Annotated in this window: 14 protein-coding genes; 6 read left to right on the top strand and 8 right to left on the bottom strand. The window is 65.2% G+C overall.

Translation table 11 applies throughout. From position 1 onward, the window contains the following. Positions 1-106 precede the first annotated feature (106 nt). The 4 genes from A7X65_RS32680 to A7X65_RS32665 all read left to right on the top strand — a co-directional run bounded on the left by A7X65_RS32680 (position 107) and on the right by A7X65_RS32665 (position 5020). Positions 107-1045, top strand: a complete 939-nt coding sequence (locus A7X65_RS32680; RefSeq protein WP_063693082.1) for a DMT family transporter — start codon at positions 107-109, stop codon at positions 1043-1045. A gap of 78 nt (positions 1046-1123) precedes the next feature. Then, on the top strand, positions 1124-1960 hold the full coding sequence (locus A7X65_RS32675; protein ID WP_063693080.1) for an intradiol ring-cleavage dioxygenase: 837 nt from the start codon (positions 1124-1126) through the stop codon (positions 1958-1960). A 53-nt stretch (positions 1961-2013) separates the two neighbouring features. After that, the gene (radC, locus tag A7X65_RS32670) at positions 2014-2727 is read left to right on the top strand and encodes a RadC family protein (RefSeq protein WP_063693078.1); all 714 of its coding nucleotides are present in this window, start codon (positions 2014-2016) and stop codon (positions 2725-2727) included. Between the two features lie 262 nt (positions 2728-2989). Then, on the top strand, positions 2990-5020 hold the full coding sequence (locus A7X65_RS32665) for a hypothetical protein (protein ID WP_167358317.1): 2031 nt from the start codon (positions 2990-2992) through the stop codon (positions 5018-5020). 90 nt (positions 5021-5110) lie between these two features. Here A7X65_RS32665 and A7X65_RS32660 read toward each other — a convergent pair whose 3' ends face one another. Together A7X65_RS32660 and A7X65_RS32655 are read right to left on the bottom strand one after the other, a co-directional pair. Continuing rightward, the gene (locus tag A7X65_RS32660; RefSeq protein ID WP_245324014.1) at positions 5111-5974 is read right to left on the bottom strand and encodes a DUF1444 domain-containing protein; all 864 of its coding nucleotides are present in this window, start codon (positions 5972-5974) and stop codon (positions 5111-5113) included. Between the two features lie 102 nt (positions 5975-6076). Then, on the bottom strand, positions 6077-6397 hold the full coding sequence (locus A7X65_RS32655) for a YMGG-like glycine zipper-containing protein (protein WP_063693073.1): 321 nt from the start codon (positions 6395-6397) through the stop codon (positions 6077-6079). Between the two features lie 254 nt (positions 6398-6651). Here A7X65_RS32655 and A7X65_RS32650 point away from each other — a divergent pair, with 254 nt between their 5' ends. Next, a complete protein-coding gene (locus A7X65_RS32650) occupies positions 6652-8559 on the top strand; it encodes an outer membrane protein assembly factor BamB family protein (RefSeq protein ID WP_156528322.1) in 1908 nt (635 codons plus the stop codon). A gap of 41 nt (positions 8560-8600) precedes the next feature. On the opposite strand, the gene A7X65_RS32645 is transcribed toward A7X65_RS32650, so the two are convergent. Together A7X65_RS32645 and A7X65_RS32640 are read right to left on the bottom strand one after the other, a co-directional pair. After that, positions 8601-8909, bottom strand: a complete 309-nt coding sequence (locus A7X65_RS32645; protein WP_063693069.1) for a hypothetical protein — start codon at positions 8907-8909, stop codon at positions 8601-8603. 121 nt (positions 8910-9030) lie between these two features. Next, on the bottom strand, positions 9031-9405 hold the full coding sequence (locus A7X65_RS32640; RefSeq protein ID WP_063693067.1) for a hypothetical protein: 375 nt from the start codon (positions 9403-9405) through the stop codon (positions 9031-9033). 241 nt (positions 9406-9646) lie between these two features. Here A7X65_RS32640 and A7X65_RS32635 point away from each other — a divergent pair, with 241 nt between their 5' ends. Then, positions 9647-11035 carry a peptidoglycan-binding protein gene (locus A7X65_RS32635; protein WP_063693064.1) on the top strand — a complete coding sequence of 463 codons (1389 nt, stop codon included), beginning with the start codon at positions 9647-9649 and terminating at the stop codon, positions 11033-11035. A gap of 63 nt (positions 11036-11098) precedes the next feature. On the opposite strand, the gene A7X65_RS32630 is transcribed toward A7X65_RS32635, so the two are convergent. From A7X65_RS32630 to A7X65_RS32615, 4 genes are read right to left on the bottom strand one after another with little or no spacing between them, the layout of a single operon-like run. Continuing rightward, positions 11099-11791 (bottom strand): AprI/Inh family metalloprotease inhibitor, encoded by a 693-nt coding sequence (locus A7X65_RS32630; RefSeq protein ID WP_063693061.1) that lies wholly within the window; start codon positions 11789-11791, stop codon positions 11099-11101. Continuing rightward, positions 11791-12780, bottom strand: a complete 990-nt coding sequence (locus A7X65_RS32625; protein ID WP_063693059.1) for a 2-hydroxyacid dehydrogenase — start codon at positions 12778-12780, stop codon at positions 11791-11793. Before A7X65_RS32625 ends, A7X65_RS32630 begins: the two co-directional genes overlap by 1 nt. Continuing rightward, the gene (locus tag A7X65_RS32620) at positions 12780-13598 is read right to left on the bottom strand and encodes an ABC transporter permease (protein ID WP_063693056.1); all 819 of its coding nucleotides are present in this window, start codon (positions 13596-13598) and stop codon (positions 12780-12782) included. The genes A7X65_RS32625 and A7X65_RS32620 overlap by 1 nt, the downstream gene beginning before the upstream one ends. Further along, positions 13595-14410 carry an ABC transporter ATP-binding protein gene (locus tag A7X65_RS32615; protein ID WP_063693055.1) on the bottom strand — a complete coding sequence of 272 codons (816 nt, stop codon included), beginning with the start codon at positions 14408-14410 and terminating at the stop codon, positions 13595-13597. The genes A7X65_RS32620 and A7X65_RS32615 overlap by 4 nt, the downstream gene beginning before the upstream one ends. Between the last annotated feature and the right edge of the window lie 2 nt (positions 14411-14412).

Raw genomic sequence — 14412 nt, 5'->3', positions numbered from 1 at the left:
ACGTCGAGTAGCCGAAAACGGACCCGATCGGGCGATGAGGTCCGAATCCGGCCAGCCTGCCTCGCCGCTCCGGCCCATGGTGCCGAGACCTTCCGGAGCATATCGCATGAGCACGCAGGCCCAATCGACGACGTCACCACAAACCACGCTCGCCTTCGAGATCGGGCTCCTGCTGCTGCTCTCGCTGATCTGGGGCAGCTCGTTCACCCTGATCAAGATCGCGATCCCGACCATCCCGCCCTTCACGATGGTCGCCGCGCGGGTGACGATCGCCGCCGCGCTCCTGGTCCTGATCGCGCGCGCGCAGGGACACGCCCTTCCCGGCCAGGGATCGGTGTGGGCGGCGTTCTTCGTGCAGGGGCTGCTGCAAAGTGCGCTGCCATTCACCCTGATCAGCTGGGGCGAGGCGCATATCACCAGTGGCCTCGCCGGCGTGCTCAACGCGACGCCGCCGATGTTCGTGCTTGTCATCACGTTGATGACCGGGCGCGGGCGGCAGAGCGTCAGCGGCCGGAAGATCATCGGCGTTGCGCTCGGCCTCGCCGGCGTGGCGGTGACCATGGGCGCCGACGCATTTTCCGGGATCGGTACGACCGCGCCGCTGGCCCAGATAGCGGTGCTGTGCGCAAGCCTCTGCTACGCGCTTGCACCGATCTGGGGCCAGCGGTTTTCGGGGCTTCCCGCAATCGTCACGGCGGCGGGGGCCATGAGCTGCGCCGCCATGCTGATGCTGCCCGCAGCCGCCGTGATCGAGCGGCCGTGGGCGCTGGCACCGCCGCCGGCGCAGGCGATCACGGCGGTCGTCGCGCTCGCGGTCATCTGCACGGCCTTCGCGATGGTGATCTATTTCCGGCTGATCCGAACGCTCGGTCCGCTCGGTGCGACCAGCGGCAGCTATCTGCGCGCGGGCTTCGCCGTGGCGCTCGGCACCGCATGGCTCGGCGAGCACTTTAGCTGGTCGAGTCTTGCCGGAATGGTGCTCATTCTCGCCGGTGTGGTGGCGGTGACCATGCCGGCGCGACATGATCAGAAACCACGAGGCTGATTGTCGCCATCTTCAAAGCCTGATCTTGCCATCCTGCTTGCCGATGACGATCTCCGATCGAACAGGCTGGAGTGAGCGGTGAACAATTCGACGCGGCGCGGATTCCTGGGGTTTGTATCGGCCACTGCCGCCGGACTGTTGCAGAGCCGGGCAGATGCCGCCCCCGCTGCGCCGGGCGATGAGCCCGCCTGCATCCTGACGCCGCATGCGGAGGAAGGGCCGTTCTACGCCGATCCCAAGCTGGTTCGTTCCGATATTGCCGAAGACAGGCCGGGTGTGCCGCTGACATTGCGCCTGCGCGTCATCGAGGCCGGGCCGTGCACCGCCATCAGGGGTGCGCGGGTCGACATCTGGCATTGCGATGCGAAGGGGCTGTATTCGGCCTTTCCCGGCCAGAGCGACGCGCACAATGTCGACGAGACCGGCAAGACATTCCTGCGCGGCACCCAAGTTGCCGATGAGGCCGGATGGGTCACGTTCAACACCATCTATCCCGGCTGGTATGACGGGCGCACCACACACATCCACTTCAAGGTGTTTCTCGACGACCGGACTGTGCTGACCGGACAGACCTTCTTGCCCGACGCGCTGAACGAATTCATCTACACCAATGTGCCCGATTACGGTGACCGTGCACGGCAGCGCATGGTGATCAACGCCAACGACCACGTCATCGAACGCTCCGACCCCGAGCATCGCGCCTTCTGCGCGGTGAAGGAGGAGCGCGACCGCTACGTTGCGAGCCTGACGCTCGGCGTCGACCGCCGCGCGGAGACAACCGTCGGACGCGCCGGCCCGCCACCGCCGGGAATGCGCGGCGGGCCGCCGCCTGGGCCGCCGCCCGCGGGCATGTTCGGCCGGCCAATCAAGGACCGGCTCGCCGCGCTGGTGCCGGGGTTGAAGCGCGACCGCTGAGCGGCGCAATTGACGGTTGCAAATACGGAAGGCCCCGGCGATGCTGGCGGCCGATGCCCGCCAAGCCGGACCACGACAAGAACAAGCCCGAGGACACGCCGCACTATCACGGCCATCGCGAGCGGCTGCGCGAACGCTTCTACAGCGCCGGCGCGGATGCGCTCAGCGACTACGAGCTGCTGGAGATGGCGCTGTTTGCGGCGCTGCCGCGGCGCGACACCAAGCCGCTGGCGAAGACGCTGATCAAGATCTTCGGCTCGTTCGCCGAGGTCGTTCATGCGCCGGTGGCACGCCTGCGCGAGATCGACGGCATCGGGGACTCCACGATCCACCAGCTCAAGCTGATCGCCGCCGCGGCAAGCCGCGTGACGAAGGGCGAGGTCAACAGCCGCAATGCGCTGTCGTCCTGGAACGAGGTGATCGACTATTGCCGCTCCAGCATGGCATTCGCCGACAAGGAGCAGTTCCGCCTGCTCTTCCTCGACAAGCGCAACCAGCTGATCGCCGACGAGGTGCAGCAGACCGGCACCGTCGACCACACCCCGGTCTATCCGCGCGAGGTGATCAAGCGCGCGCTGGAATTGTCGGCGACCGCGCTGATCCTGGTGCACAACCACCCGTCGGGCGATCCCTCGCCGTCGCAGGCCGACATACAGATGACCAAGGCGATCATCGACATCGCCAAGCCGCTCGGCATCGCCGTGCACGATCACATCATCGTGGGCAAGAACGGGCATGCGAGCCTGCGCGGAATGCGATTGATCTAGAGGCGCACGACGAGATCAACATCTCGTAACCGGCCGCACAAACTGCCTAACGCGCGATCTGTTCATTCCGCTCGCAAGACGATCGATGGGATCGGCGCAGATCTGTGCAATCTCCTGCATCACGCGCGCGACCGTATCGCAGATGTGAACAGCCATCGATCAAACGTCTTTCAATACGCAGCACTGCTTCGACGCGACGGGGTCGTAATTCCACCGGAATGATGTTGCATCCTGACCGTGCATATTGCGTCGGGATCGCTTCATGACTCCGATGCAATTGTCGAGAGCACGTAAGGCTCATTCTGTAAATCTTGGAAAGCAATCAATGTCAGGCGGCATACCTCTGCGTTTTGGTGAACGTGTATTCAATGTGAAAGATTTTGGAGCGGTCGGCGATGGACTGGCGCATCCGCTAAGTGGGTTTTTTCCCAGTCTTGCCGCGGCCCAGGCCGTGTATCCGCGGGCAACAGCTCTCACGGAGTCCATCGAATGGCACGCTCATCAATTGGCCATCGATACGGCGACGACCGCCGGCGGCGGCATTATCTATTCACCGGCCGGCACCTACATCATGTCAGCGTCGACGGCCACGGCGCCGAACTCGCTCAAGTTTCCTCTTCGCATCGACAATGCCACGGCGGCTCCGGGACCAAACAATGCGCAGGTCCATTGGATGGGTGACGGCGACATCATCACTCAACTTCAATGGACCGTCGACATGGGCTCATCGCCGGGGACGGCCTATGCCGTCATGTGCGGGCAGCAAGCCGGCGATCCGATCAATCAACAGACGGACTCGCGCTACTGGGCGAACAATGGCGCAACCAGCGCGGCCTGGTTTCGCGATCTCTGCCTCGTCGGACCGGCCATCGGCACCACCACGATCGGCGCCGTCGGGTGCAATGTGAGCGGAATCTGCTGGGCAGCACACCGCATGCTGACCAATGTTCGAGTTTCGGGATTCTATGCCGGCATCGACATCGTCGGCGATCACACGGCATTCAGGCATGTGCAGGTCGACCGTTGTTACTACGGCTGGTACATCAACCAGAACTCGCCGTACCTGTACGGAGACCTTGCGACCGACGGCAAATGTTCGATCGGCAATTGCCGAATGGCATGCGTCGGCTTCGCCTATGGCGGCGCCATGGGCACCTGGCAGATATCAGGCCGCATGTTCATGGGCACGTCACCGTTCTGCTTCTTCAAGGAGGCGACGCCCGCGTCCCACCCGGTGACGCCCGCCGGAACATTCCTCGCGGGCATCGCGTTCGATGCGTTGTTCGTCGAAGCCCTGGGAAATGCCTTTATCTGGGACGACAACCAGCGGGCCAACGGCAACACCAACGCCACCACGCTGGACAGATGCGTCTTCCGCAATCTGACGCTGCCGGGCTGGAATGACGCGCTCCGCCTGCCCAATTACGACAGGTGCCATATCCTGATCGGCAACATGAATGGTTGCCGGTTCGAGAACGTCACCAAGCTGGACGCGACCGGCTGCACGCGTCCTCTCATCGATGTCCAGGGGTCGATGTATGGCGAGAGCGTTCTCACGGGAGATATCGAAGCCATCATCGCGAGTTGCAACGCCGTCGGCGGTCAAGGGATCTATTCCGCCGTCACGGTCGCATCGGGCGGTTCGAATTATGCGGTTGGCGACCTCATCGTGCTGGCCGGCGGCACCCTGGTCGGCAATGCAAATGCCGCAATCCTGCGCGTCGCGACCGTTACGGGGACCGCGGTCGCATCGGTCACGATCTGGGGGACCGGCCTTTATTCGACCCTGCCGACGACCGCGACACAGGCGTCGACCAGCGGCTCCGGTTCGGGCGCAACATTCACGATCGGAGGGACAGCCGGCTCTACGCCCCTCTTGTTCAGGGCGATCGACCTTGCCTGCAAGCGCATGGCGGTCGAGCATACGCATGGAGATGGTGCGCTTGGTTGCTACAAGGGGCATGTGTGGGCGACTTACAACGGTCATGCCGTTACAGCCCAGCAGGCGGTCTGCAATCTGTTTTATGGCGTTCAGCCTGCGACGGATACGGCTGTCGGCGCCTTCATCGGATTGGCGCGAACGAGTTGCGCGTTTTCGGGAGGCAATGTGATCGTTGCCGAGGAAGGCGACGACATTCCCTACAATGCGACCGGCACGAATACGGGCCAGACGCTGAAGAAGCTGACCTCGACCGCCGGCGCAGTCACGGATGCGACCGGTATTGCCGACGGACGCGTGGTCGGCTTCGCCAATTTTTCGAGCAGGATGCAGGTCTTCAAGAAAAGAAACTAGGCTGACTTCGTTCCGCGGATGAGCGGATCGGTGGGGTGCATGTCGTGCACCCCACTTCGTCGTCGGCAGGAGCGCCCCGTGGCGGGCTTCCTACCGGACGATCTGCCAGCCCTTCGGTGTCCAGCGCAGCAGCGTGGCTGACAGTGGCTTCGGCGTGCGCGCCATCATGTTCTTCGCAAGCGTCCGCAGCGCATCGATGGCGGTGCTGCTGTCCTGGCCTGAATAAATCACGAGATCGGGGGACGGCACCGCCACGATCAGCACGCCGCCTTGGGCCTGCGCCAGCGGAGCCCAGCTGTCGACCAGCGCAAGCCGGCTGGTCGCGTAGTAGTCGCCCTGCAACGTGCCGAACTGCCCTGGCACGGCCGGCTTCGCAGCGGACATCAGCGGCTTCAGATTGCTGCGTACATTGGCAATGGCGATGTCGAAGACCTGGTCCGGCGTCAGGCCGAGCGCGGCACGGTCCTTGTCGTTGAACACCTTGACCGTCTGCGGCGAGTCGAGCACCGGGACGAGCACCAGCCCCTCCGCGAGCGGCCGCATCAAGGCCGGGCCGCGCGCATCAACCTCCCGGAGCGCCTGCCGCATATAGTCGGCCGAGCGCACCACCACGCGGAGGTTTGCCCGGCTCGGGGGATCGTTGCGATTGCCCGTGGTCGCCACGACGCCGCTGACATAGGTGCCGATCTCCTTGCTGCAGGCGCTCGCATTGGCCTTGCAGAAGGCATAGACGCGGTCGAGGTTGGCTTGCAGGGGGCCGATCGACAGCGTCAGCGGCCCCTTGATATCGACCGGGGTGTCACGAACCGCAGCACGGATGCGCGCCGCCACGAAAGCGGTGAACGCGGGCTCGTCGGTGGGAATTTGCTGTGCCCGGGCGACCCCGGTCCCGGCGAGATCGCCCGCGACAAACAGGGCGATCAGCCACCCGCACATGCGAGACCGAAAGCTCATGCGATCCACCATCCCGGGATGGCGGCTCGCCGGCCGACACTCACCCGTCCCAGTCCAATCCGCAGGCCGCCGCCGATCCAATGATCGCCGGCGGCCGATCGATCAATAGCAATAGCGGGAATCGACCCGGACGTAATAGCCGTCGGGGCGCTGCATGTAGCAGCCGCGCTGATAGGCGTAGTAGCCGGAGCGGCGCCGCTCGCCTTCCGAGGCGATCGCGGCGCCCGTGCCGGCACCGACGACGGCGCCGATGGCAGCGCCACGGCCTCCGCCGAGCGCGCCGCCGAGGATCGCCCCGCCGACTCCGCCGATGATCGCGCCACCGATGGCATCCTGGGCGGATGCTTCATGGACCGGCATCGTCATGGCAACGGCCAGACAGGCCGCGATCGAAAAACTTCCAATGCGAAGACTTCTAGGCATGGCCACCCTCACCTTTTGGAGACGCGAGTTTTAACGCCTCGCGCGGATTCGAGCCAGATCAATTCGCGCACCTTGCGGCTCCGGACACCATTGTCGAATTGAACGAAGGCCGGGCCGTCGGCCGCCCACCTGTCAGCTAGCGGTCACCCGGATCCCTCGCGCTCGCTTTGGTTGTGTATTCGTGGTACGCGTTGACGACCGCGCGCTGATCTTCTGTTGCCGAAACACGCTTCATTTGTGCGAGGGTGGCGAGAATGACGAGTACGGCCGGGCACCGCTTCGGATTTGGTCTCTCCGCACGCCTCCTGCTTGGCGTTGGCATATTGCTCATGGGCGTGCGTCCGTATCACGCGGAGGAGGCGCTGAACGCGCGTGGCGAGGCGCTCTACCGCACGCACTGCGCATCCTGCCACGAGGGTGGCGTGGCACGCGCGCCTGACACCAGCGCGCTGCGGCAATTCAGGCCTGAGCGGATAGGGCTTACTCTGATGTTCGGCATGATGAGCCAGCAGGGGCGCGACCTGAGCCAGGAAGACATTCAGGCTATCGTTCGGTATCTCGTCCGAACAACGCCGGAGCAGCAGCAGCCGCTGCCGGATTCCACCTGTGGTGAACGCGGCCCCGCGCTTGCGGACGCTTCTTTGCCGCGCTGGAACGGCTGGGGCGTCGACATCGCCCAGCACCGGTTTCAACCCGCCGGCATGGCCAAGCTTTCGCCCGACGATGTTCCGCGCCTGAAGCTCAAATGGGCGTTCGGCTTCCCCGGCGATACCAGAGCCTACGCGCAGCCGACGGTTTGGGGCGGCCGGATCTTCGTGGGCAGTGCGGGCGGCAAGGTCTATGCGCTGGATGCCAGGCTTGGCTGCCAGCGCTGGGTGTTCGACGCCGGCTTCGGCGTACGCACCGCGATCACCATCGGCGAGGACGAGCGCGGCGCGACCGCCTATTTCGGCGATCAGCGCGGCGAAGCCTATGCGCTCGATGCCGAGAGCGGGAAGCTGCTGTGGAGGAGACGTGTCGATACGCATGCGGGAGCCGTGATCACGGGCGCACCGACATTGGCCAACAATGTGCTTTACGTGCCGGTCTCCTCCGTCGAGGAGGTGTTGGCGATCGATCCGCGCTATCCCTGCTGCACGTTCCGCGGACTGATTGCCGCGCTTGACGCCAGGACCGGCGAGGTGCTGTGGCGCGGCTATGTCAGCCCGCCGGCCCAGCCGATCCGCCTCAACGAGATCGGCGTCCAACTATTCGGACCTTCCGGGGGCGCGATCTGGTCGTCGCCGACCGTCGACCTCAAGACAAACCGGATCTATGCGACGACGGGCGACAGCTATCTGGACCCGGCTTCCACGACCTCCGACGCGTTTGTGGCCTTCGATCTGGGCACGGGACGGCTCGCCTGGTCGCGACAGATGACCGAGGGCGATGCCTACAACATCGCATGCAGCGGCCAGTATCGCGCCAACTGCCCCGGCACCAAGGGACCCGATTTCGATTTCGGCTCCTCTCCGATCCTGGTCGATCTACCCGACGGACGCCGTGCACTCGTTGCCGGCCAGAAATCCGGCATCGTGTACGCGCTCGATCCGGACCGCGATGGTGCGATCATCTGGCAGCGCCGGGTGGGACTCGGCAGCACGCTCGGCGGCGTGCAATGGGGCTCGGCTGCGGACGATGCGAACGTCTATGTCGCGGTGTCGGATGTCGGACTGAAGACCGTGCCACCGTCCACCGCCGGCGCGCAGAAATCGGTCTTCGGGGTCCCCATGAAGCTCGATCCAGGTCAGGGCGGCGGGCTGTACGCGCTGAACCAGGCGACGGGCGAGATCGTCTGGCACACCGCGCATCCGGGCTGTGGAGATCGACCGGGATGCAGCCCTGCGCAGTCGGCTGCAGTCACGGCGACGCCTGGTGTGGTGTTCTCCGGCGGGCTGGACGGACATCTCAGGGCTTATGCCGCCAAGAGCGGCGAAATCATCTGGGACGTCGACACCATCAGGGACTATGCGACCGTCAACGGTGTGTCGGCGCATGGCGGCTCGCTCGATGGACCGGGACCGGTGATCGCCGGAGGCATCCTCTACGTCAACTCGGGCTACACGAATTACGGGACCACGCCCGGCAACGTGCTGCTCGCCTTCTCCGTGGACGGACAATAGGCGAAGCGACGCGATCTATCAGGATTGCGGTCGCGGCAGCCTCACTTGACGAGCACGAAGGCGACGACGATGTGCTCCGGCGTCTGCTTGAATTCGCTGGTGACGGCCTCGCGGACCAACCCTGCGAGCTCGTTCAGGGGCTTGTCTTCATAGGGCCGCGGAAACTGGACCGTGACCGACACCAGTCGGCCATTGTGCCAGTTGAAGCCGACCTGCGGCTTGACGCCGGTCGATTGCTCGAGATCGGCCGCCACGGCCTTCGACTGCGTGAACCCCTCCGTCACCGTGCTGAAGGCGTCGCAGCCCGCGAGCATCATTGCGCAGGCGAGCAGCAGCACAAATCTGGACATGAGGATTCCCTGACAGCGACGACCCCGCGACCATGATTGGCGATAACGTTGGCGACGTCAACGGGTGGTTGCATCGGTGAAATCGATGCTCACCGGTCTCGGGGCGAGCGCACACCGGGCATCAGGGCTCGATCCAGCGCTGCACGGCTTCGGCGGTGTCGGCCGGCGTGGTGTTGAAGCAGATCGCGGCGTCCGGCGCGAGGCGGTGGACGAGATTGAGCACCTTCTCGAACAGCACCAAGCGCTCCTTCGGCTCGCGCAGGCCGGCGCCGATCACGATGCAGTCGAAGCATTCCTCGCGCAGCGCGGCGGTGACGGCGGCTTCGGCCGCCGCATCGAGATCGATCAGGCAGCTCGTCACCTCGAAGCCGCGATCGCGCAGCCGCAACAGCTGCGCCTCGATGTAGCCGCGCACGAGCTCCGGCGTGAGCTGCGGGAATGCGCTGTAATCCGCAACGCCGGGTTCGATGCCGATCGCGAGGACGCGCTTGGCCATGCAGGCCTCCTTGCAGGATCCTGTGCCATAGCTAACGGGCGAACGACGCCGCCGGTTCCCTCGCGGCGATCCCGCCACCTTCGGCTGATTTTCGCGCGGATGCTGTAACCCAGTTCACATGCACAACGCCGGCAACCTGCCAGATTTGCGGCAATCACGCTGGGCTCACGCGCCGATCACGGCGCCAGGTTCATCCTGACTGCACGGAGATTCAATAATTCATTAATTGCGGGAGCGAGACATGGTGTCCTTCGAGAGCTTGAAAAACGAATACGAGCGCAATTGGGCCAATCTCGAGATCCGGCCAGGACGCCACGCCGATGCGAGCGGGGTCGCACGCAAGGCGATCAACGGCAAGGCGACCTATCAGCAGATCGAGCGGCTGACCGGCGTTCCCTGGTATTTCACGGCGCTCTGCCATTACCGCGAATCCAATTTCGATTTCGACACCTATCTCGGCAACGGCGAGACGCTTCATCGCACGACTACGCTCGTGCCGAAGGGACGCGGCCCGTTTGCCACGTTCGTGGACGGCGCTGTGGACGCGTTCAGGATCGAGAATTTCATCGGCGCGCAGGACTGGAGCATCGCGCGCATGCTGTTCCGGCTCGAGGCGTTCAACGGCTTCGGCTACCACGCCAAGGGCGTGAACTCGCCCTATCTCTATGGCGGCTCGAACCTGTACGGCCCGCCCGAGGCAAGGGCCGGCAAGTTCGTCCGCGATCACGTGTTCGACTCGGGCCACGTCGATTCCCAGCTCGGCACGGCCGTGATCCTGCATGCGATGCTGGACCTGGATTCCTCGATCACGCTCGACGGCAACCCGCAATTCGCGGGCCGCGTCGAGCCGGAGGACGATGCGGCCTCGACGATCGTCCTGATGCAGCAGGCGCTCAACAGGCTCGGCGCCAATCCACAGCTTGCCGAGGACGGCATCAGCGGTCCGAAGACCAGAACCGCGGTCTCGCAGTTTCAGCAGCAGAACGGCCTCAGGGACACCGGCCTGCTCGACGGCGCCACGATCGCGGCCATCACGCGCGCGGCGCAATCGGGAGGGGCCATGCAGAACGGCGACCTGTCCCAGGTCCTGAAACGGCTGGAAGACCTCGCGCAGGTGCTGCGGCCGCCGGCAGGCGGAACGCTTCCGGTGCCGACGACGCCGGGCAACACGCTGCCGGTTCCCAACGATCCGATCAGCCTGTTCGAGCGGCTGTTCTCCCTCGTCAACAAGACCACGCCGGTGCCGGGACCCGTCACCCCGGCGGGCGCCGCCCCGGTCGATCAGTTGAAGCAGGTCGTCGACCTGCTCAGCACGCTGCTCAACAAGAACGGCAAGCCCATGCTCGGGCAGGTCAACGGTGCGCTCGGCGAGACCATCGGCAAGCTGCTCGACGGCAGGAAGACCGCGCTCGGCATCGGCGGTACGCTCGCCACCGCGCTGCTGTCGTCGGTGACGGCAAGCCCCAATGCGGGCGGCATCGCCGGCCTGCTCGGCACGATCGTCTCGGCGGTGCCGGGCCTCGGCCAGTTCGCGATGCCGATCTCGCTCGCGCTCACCGCCTGGGGCGTGCTCGGCAAGCTGGAGAAATGGGCGCAGGGCACCGCGCCGGCGCCGAAGGTGACGACGTAGTCGCGGCCATCGCTCGAGGCGCCCGCCTGCGGCGGGCCCTCAGGATGAAGCGGCGTCTCGCCCCTACTGGCGCAGCATGATCAGGGGATCGGCGGTGTCGGGAACGCGGCGCCACTGCGCGTTGTCGTCGGCCTCGAACTGCCAGACATCGCCTGATTTCGACATCAGGATGATCTGGCCGCGTTCGAGCCGCCATTGCGTCGGGTTGAACTGCGCAATCGCCGGATCGCATTTCGGCTTGAGGAAGACCTGGAAATTGTCCTGGCCCGTTTCCGTGTTGGTGAGCGTCAGCCCGCACACCGGCTGGCCGTTGCCGCGCACCATCGACCAGTCGCCGATCATCTGGTCCATCGACTTGGCCATCGAGCGGGCGGCAGCGAGGTCCTGCAGGATGTAGACGCCCTCGCCCTGGCGCAGCCCCTCGAAGATGCCGGCCTCGACCTCGGTGAAGTCGATCACGGCTTCACCGGTCGCGTCCTGCAGGCGGACGATGTCGAGGCCCTTCACGCTCCAGGCGACGATGTCCTTGGTGAAAGGCAGCGCGGTCTTGCAGGCCGGCTCGAGCTCGAGCTTGTAGCCCTGGCCCGCGGCGTCGGCCTTGAGCGTGACGACGCAGGTCTTGCTGCGCTCGGTGGTGGAAAGCTCCCACTGCCCGGGCATCGTTTTCTTCAGGCTCGCCGCATCCTGCGCATGCGCGACGCCGATCGCGGCCAAGGAGGCCACGACGGCGAATGCGACGGCCTGAAGAGCTCTCATCAGCGCCCCTTGAACGGCGTTTCCGCGACCGGCGTCAGCGGCGCCTTGCCGGCGAACCATGACTTGAGATTGTCGACCACGAGCTGGTCCATCGCGTTGCGCGTCACCACCGAGGCCGAGCCTATATGCGGCAGCAGCACGACGTTCTGCATGGACTTGAGCTCGTCGGGCACGTTCGGCTCGGCCGCGAACACGTCGAGGCCGGCGGCGAGGATGGTGCCGGACTTGAGCGCCTGCACCAGGGCCTCCTCGTCCACCACCGAGCCGCGCGCGACGTTGACCAGCACGCCGCGCGGGCCGAGCGCCTTGAACACGTCGGCGTTGATCATCTTGTTGGTCGAGGCGCCGCCGGGCACGATCACCATCAGCGTATCCACCGCCTTCGCCATCTCGATCAGATCGGGGTAGTGCTTGTAGGAGACGTCCTTGGACGGGTTGCGCGAGTGGTAGACCACCGGCACCAGCGAGGCGTCGAGGCGGCGCGCGATAGCCTGGCCGATGCGGCCCATGCCGACGATGCCGACCTTGCGGTCGCGCAGCGAGCCGACGCTGAGCGGATAGTTCTGGGTCTGCCAGAGGCCGGAGCGGACGTAACGGTCGGCCTTGATGAACTCGCGCAGGGTCGAGATCAGGAGGCCCATCGCGACGTCGGCGACCTCCTCGGTCAGCACGTCGGGCGTGTTGGTGACGATGATGTTGTGCTCGGCCGCGTATTTCGCGTCGATATGGTCGTAGCCGACGCCGAAGCTCGCCACCATCTCGATCTTGGGCAATTGCGACAGCGAATCCTTGTCCGCGCGGACCGTGTGATAGGTCACGGCCACGCCGCGGATCTTCTCGCGGATCGCCGGGGTCAGCCGTTCGAGGTCACCGCGCGTCTCGGCCTTGTGCACGACGAAATGGTCGGAAAACCCGTTCTCGAGGATCGGCCGCACCGGTCCATAAATCAAAAGATCGATCTTGTCGGACGAAATCGAACCGGTAGACATCAGCTTTCCTTTCCAAGCGCGCTTTCGTGCCAGCGCCGTAAAACGAGGTGGGAAACTAGCGCCAGCACCCCATAGATGACAATCCCGGCGAGCGACAACAAAAGCAGCGCGGCGAACATGCGGGGTATGTTCAAGCGGTAGCCCGACTCGGCGATCCTGTAGGCCAGACCGGAGCCCGCCCCGGCCGTGCCGGCCGCGATCTCGGCCACGACCGCGCCGATCAGCGACAGGCCGCCGGCAATGCGCAGGCCGCCGAGGATGTAGGGCAGCGCCGCAGGCAGCTTCAAAAACCGCAGGGTTTGCGGCGGTGAGGCGCCATAGAGCTGGAACAGGCCGGCGAGGTTTCGATCGACCGAATTGAGCCCCAGCGTGGTGTTGGACAGCACCGGGAAGAAGGCGACGATGAAGGCGCAGACCACGACCGCTGTCTGCTGCTCCAGATAGATCAGCAGCAGCGGTGCAATCGCAATCACGGGCGTCACCTGAAGCACGATTGCATAGGGGAACAGCGAATATTCGACCCATTTCGACTGGTTGAACAGCAACGCCAGCGCGATGCCGCCGATGCTGGCGGCCACGAAACCTTCGAGCGTCGTCAGAAGCGTGGTCGCGAGCGATTGTGACAGCACCGCCCAATCCCTGATCAGCGTCAGGACGATGATCGAGGGCGCCGGCAGAACGTAAGGCGGGATGTCCTTGATGCGGACCATGAGTTCCCAGGCGAGAAGACCGGCCGCGAACACGATGATCGGCAGCACGAAGCGCATCGCCCGTTGGGCGCCGGATGGCTTTGCGGTGACGGCAGCTTGCGCGCTCATAGCGTCGACTGCCCCGAATAGGACGGCGCCAGCGCGGCCGACACGCGCCGGCAATAATCGGAATAGGCCGCCGAGGTGCGAAACTCCTCACCGCGCGGCTCGACCGTCTCGATGCGGATATCGGCCTGAATGCGGCCGGGCCGCGCCGTCATGACCACGACGCGCTGCGACAGATAGACGGATTCAAACACCGAATGGGTGACGAAGATGACGGTCTTGCCGAGGCTGCGCCACAGCGCGAGCAGATCGTTGTTGAGACGAAAGCGCGTGATCTCGTCGAGGGCTGCGAACGGCTCGTCCATCAGGAGGATATCGGGATCGGTGACGAGCGCGCGCGCCAGCGACACCCGCATCTTCATGCCGCCGGAGAGCTCGCGCGGATGGGCATCGGCGAAATCGGCGAGCCCGACGCTGGCGAGCGCCTGATCGGCGCGCGCGCGCGCTTCCGCCTTGGGGACGCCGCCAAGCTTCAGCGGCAGCCGCACATTATCGCGCACGCTGGTCCACGGCATCAGGGTCGGCTCCTGGAACACGAAGCCGATACCATGGCCGGGCTGCGCGGGACCTTCGTGACGTGCGAGCCGCACGATCCCGGAAGACGGCGCCGTGAGCTCCGCGATCAGCCGCAGCGCGGTCGACTTGCCGCAGCCGGATGGACCGAGCAGCGAGATGAACTCGCCCTTGCGCACGGCAAGATCGAGCGGGCCGAGCGCCATGACGCCGTTGTCGTACGCCTTGGTCACGCCGCGCAGGCTGACGGCGAGATGCGTCAAGCCGGCTTCGACGGTCGAGGAGGTTTGGGCAGCGGACATCG

Source organism: Bradyrhizobium stylosanthis (genome assembly GCF_001641335.1).
Classification (GTDB): domain Bacteria; phylum Pseudomonadota; class Alphaproteobacteria; order Rhizobiales; family Xanthobacteraceae; genus Bradyrhizobium; species Bradyrhizobium stylosanthis.
This window is presented reverse-complemented; position numbering and strand designations above follow the sequence as displayed.

Excerpts from the sequence above, each read along its gene's own strand:
- A7X65_RS32680 (WP_063693082.1), top strand. The coding sequence starts at position 107 with ATGAGCACGCAGGCCCAATCGACGACGTCACCACAAACCACGCTCGCC.
- radC (WP_063693078.1), top strand. The coding sequence starts at position 2,014 with ATGCCCGCCAAGCCGGACCACGACAAGAACAAGCCCGAGGACACGCCG.
- A7X65_RS32665 (WP_167358317.1), top strand. The coding sequence starts at position 2,990 with ATGACTCCGATGCAATTGTCGAGAGCACGTAAGGCTCATTCTGTAAAT.
- A7X65_RS32660 (WP_245324014.1), bottom strand. The coding sequence starts at position 5,974 with ATGAGCTTTCGGTCTCGCATGTGCGGGTGGCTGATCGCCCTGTTTGTC.
- A7X65_RS32655 (WP_063693073.1), bottom strand. The coding sequence starts at position 6,397 with ATGCCTAGAAGTCTTCGCATTGGAAGTTTTTCGATCGCGGCCTGTCTG.
- A7X65_RS32650 (WP_156528322.1), top strand. The coding sequence starts at position 6,652 with ATGACGAGTACGGCCGGGCACCGCTTCGGATTTGGTCTCTCCGCACGC.
- A7X65_RS32645 (WP_063693069.1), bottom strand. The coding sequence starts at position 8,909 with ATGTCCAGATTTGTGCTGCTGCTCGCCTGCGCAATGATGCTCGCGGGC.
- A7X65_RS32640 (WP_063693067.1), bottom strand. The coding sequence starts at position 9,405 with ATGGCCAAGCGCGTCCTCGCGATCGGCATCGAACCCGGCGTTGCGGAT.
- A7X65_RS32635 (WP_063693064.1), top strand. The coding sequence starts at position 9,647 with ATGGTGTCCTTCGAGAGCTTGAAAAACGAATACGAGCGCAATTGGGCC.
- A7X65_RS32630 (WP_063693061.1), bottom strand. The coding sequence starts at position 11,791 with ATGAGAGCTCTTCAGGCCGTCGCATTCGCCGTCGTGGCCTCCTTGGCC.
- A7X65_RS32625 (WP_063693059.1), bottom strand. The coding sequence starts at position 12,780 with ATGTCTACCGGTTCGATTTCGTCCGACAAGATCGATCTTTTGATTTAT.
- A7X65_RS32620 (WP_063693056.1), bottom strand. The coding sequence starts at position 13,598 with ATGAGCGCGCAAGCTGCCGTCACCGCAAAGCCATCCGGCGCCCAACGG.
- A7X65_RS32615 (WP_063693055.1), bottom strand. The coding sequence starts at position 14,410 with ATGTCCGCTGCCCAAACCTCCTCGACCGTCGAAGCCGGCTTGACGCAT.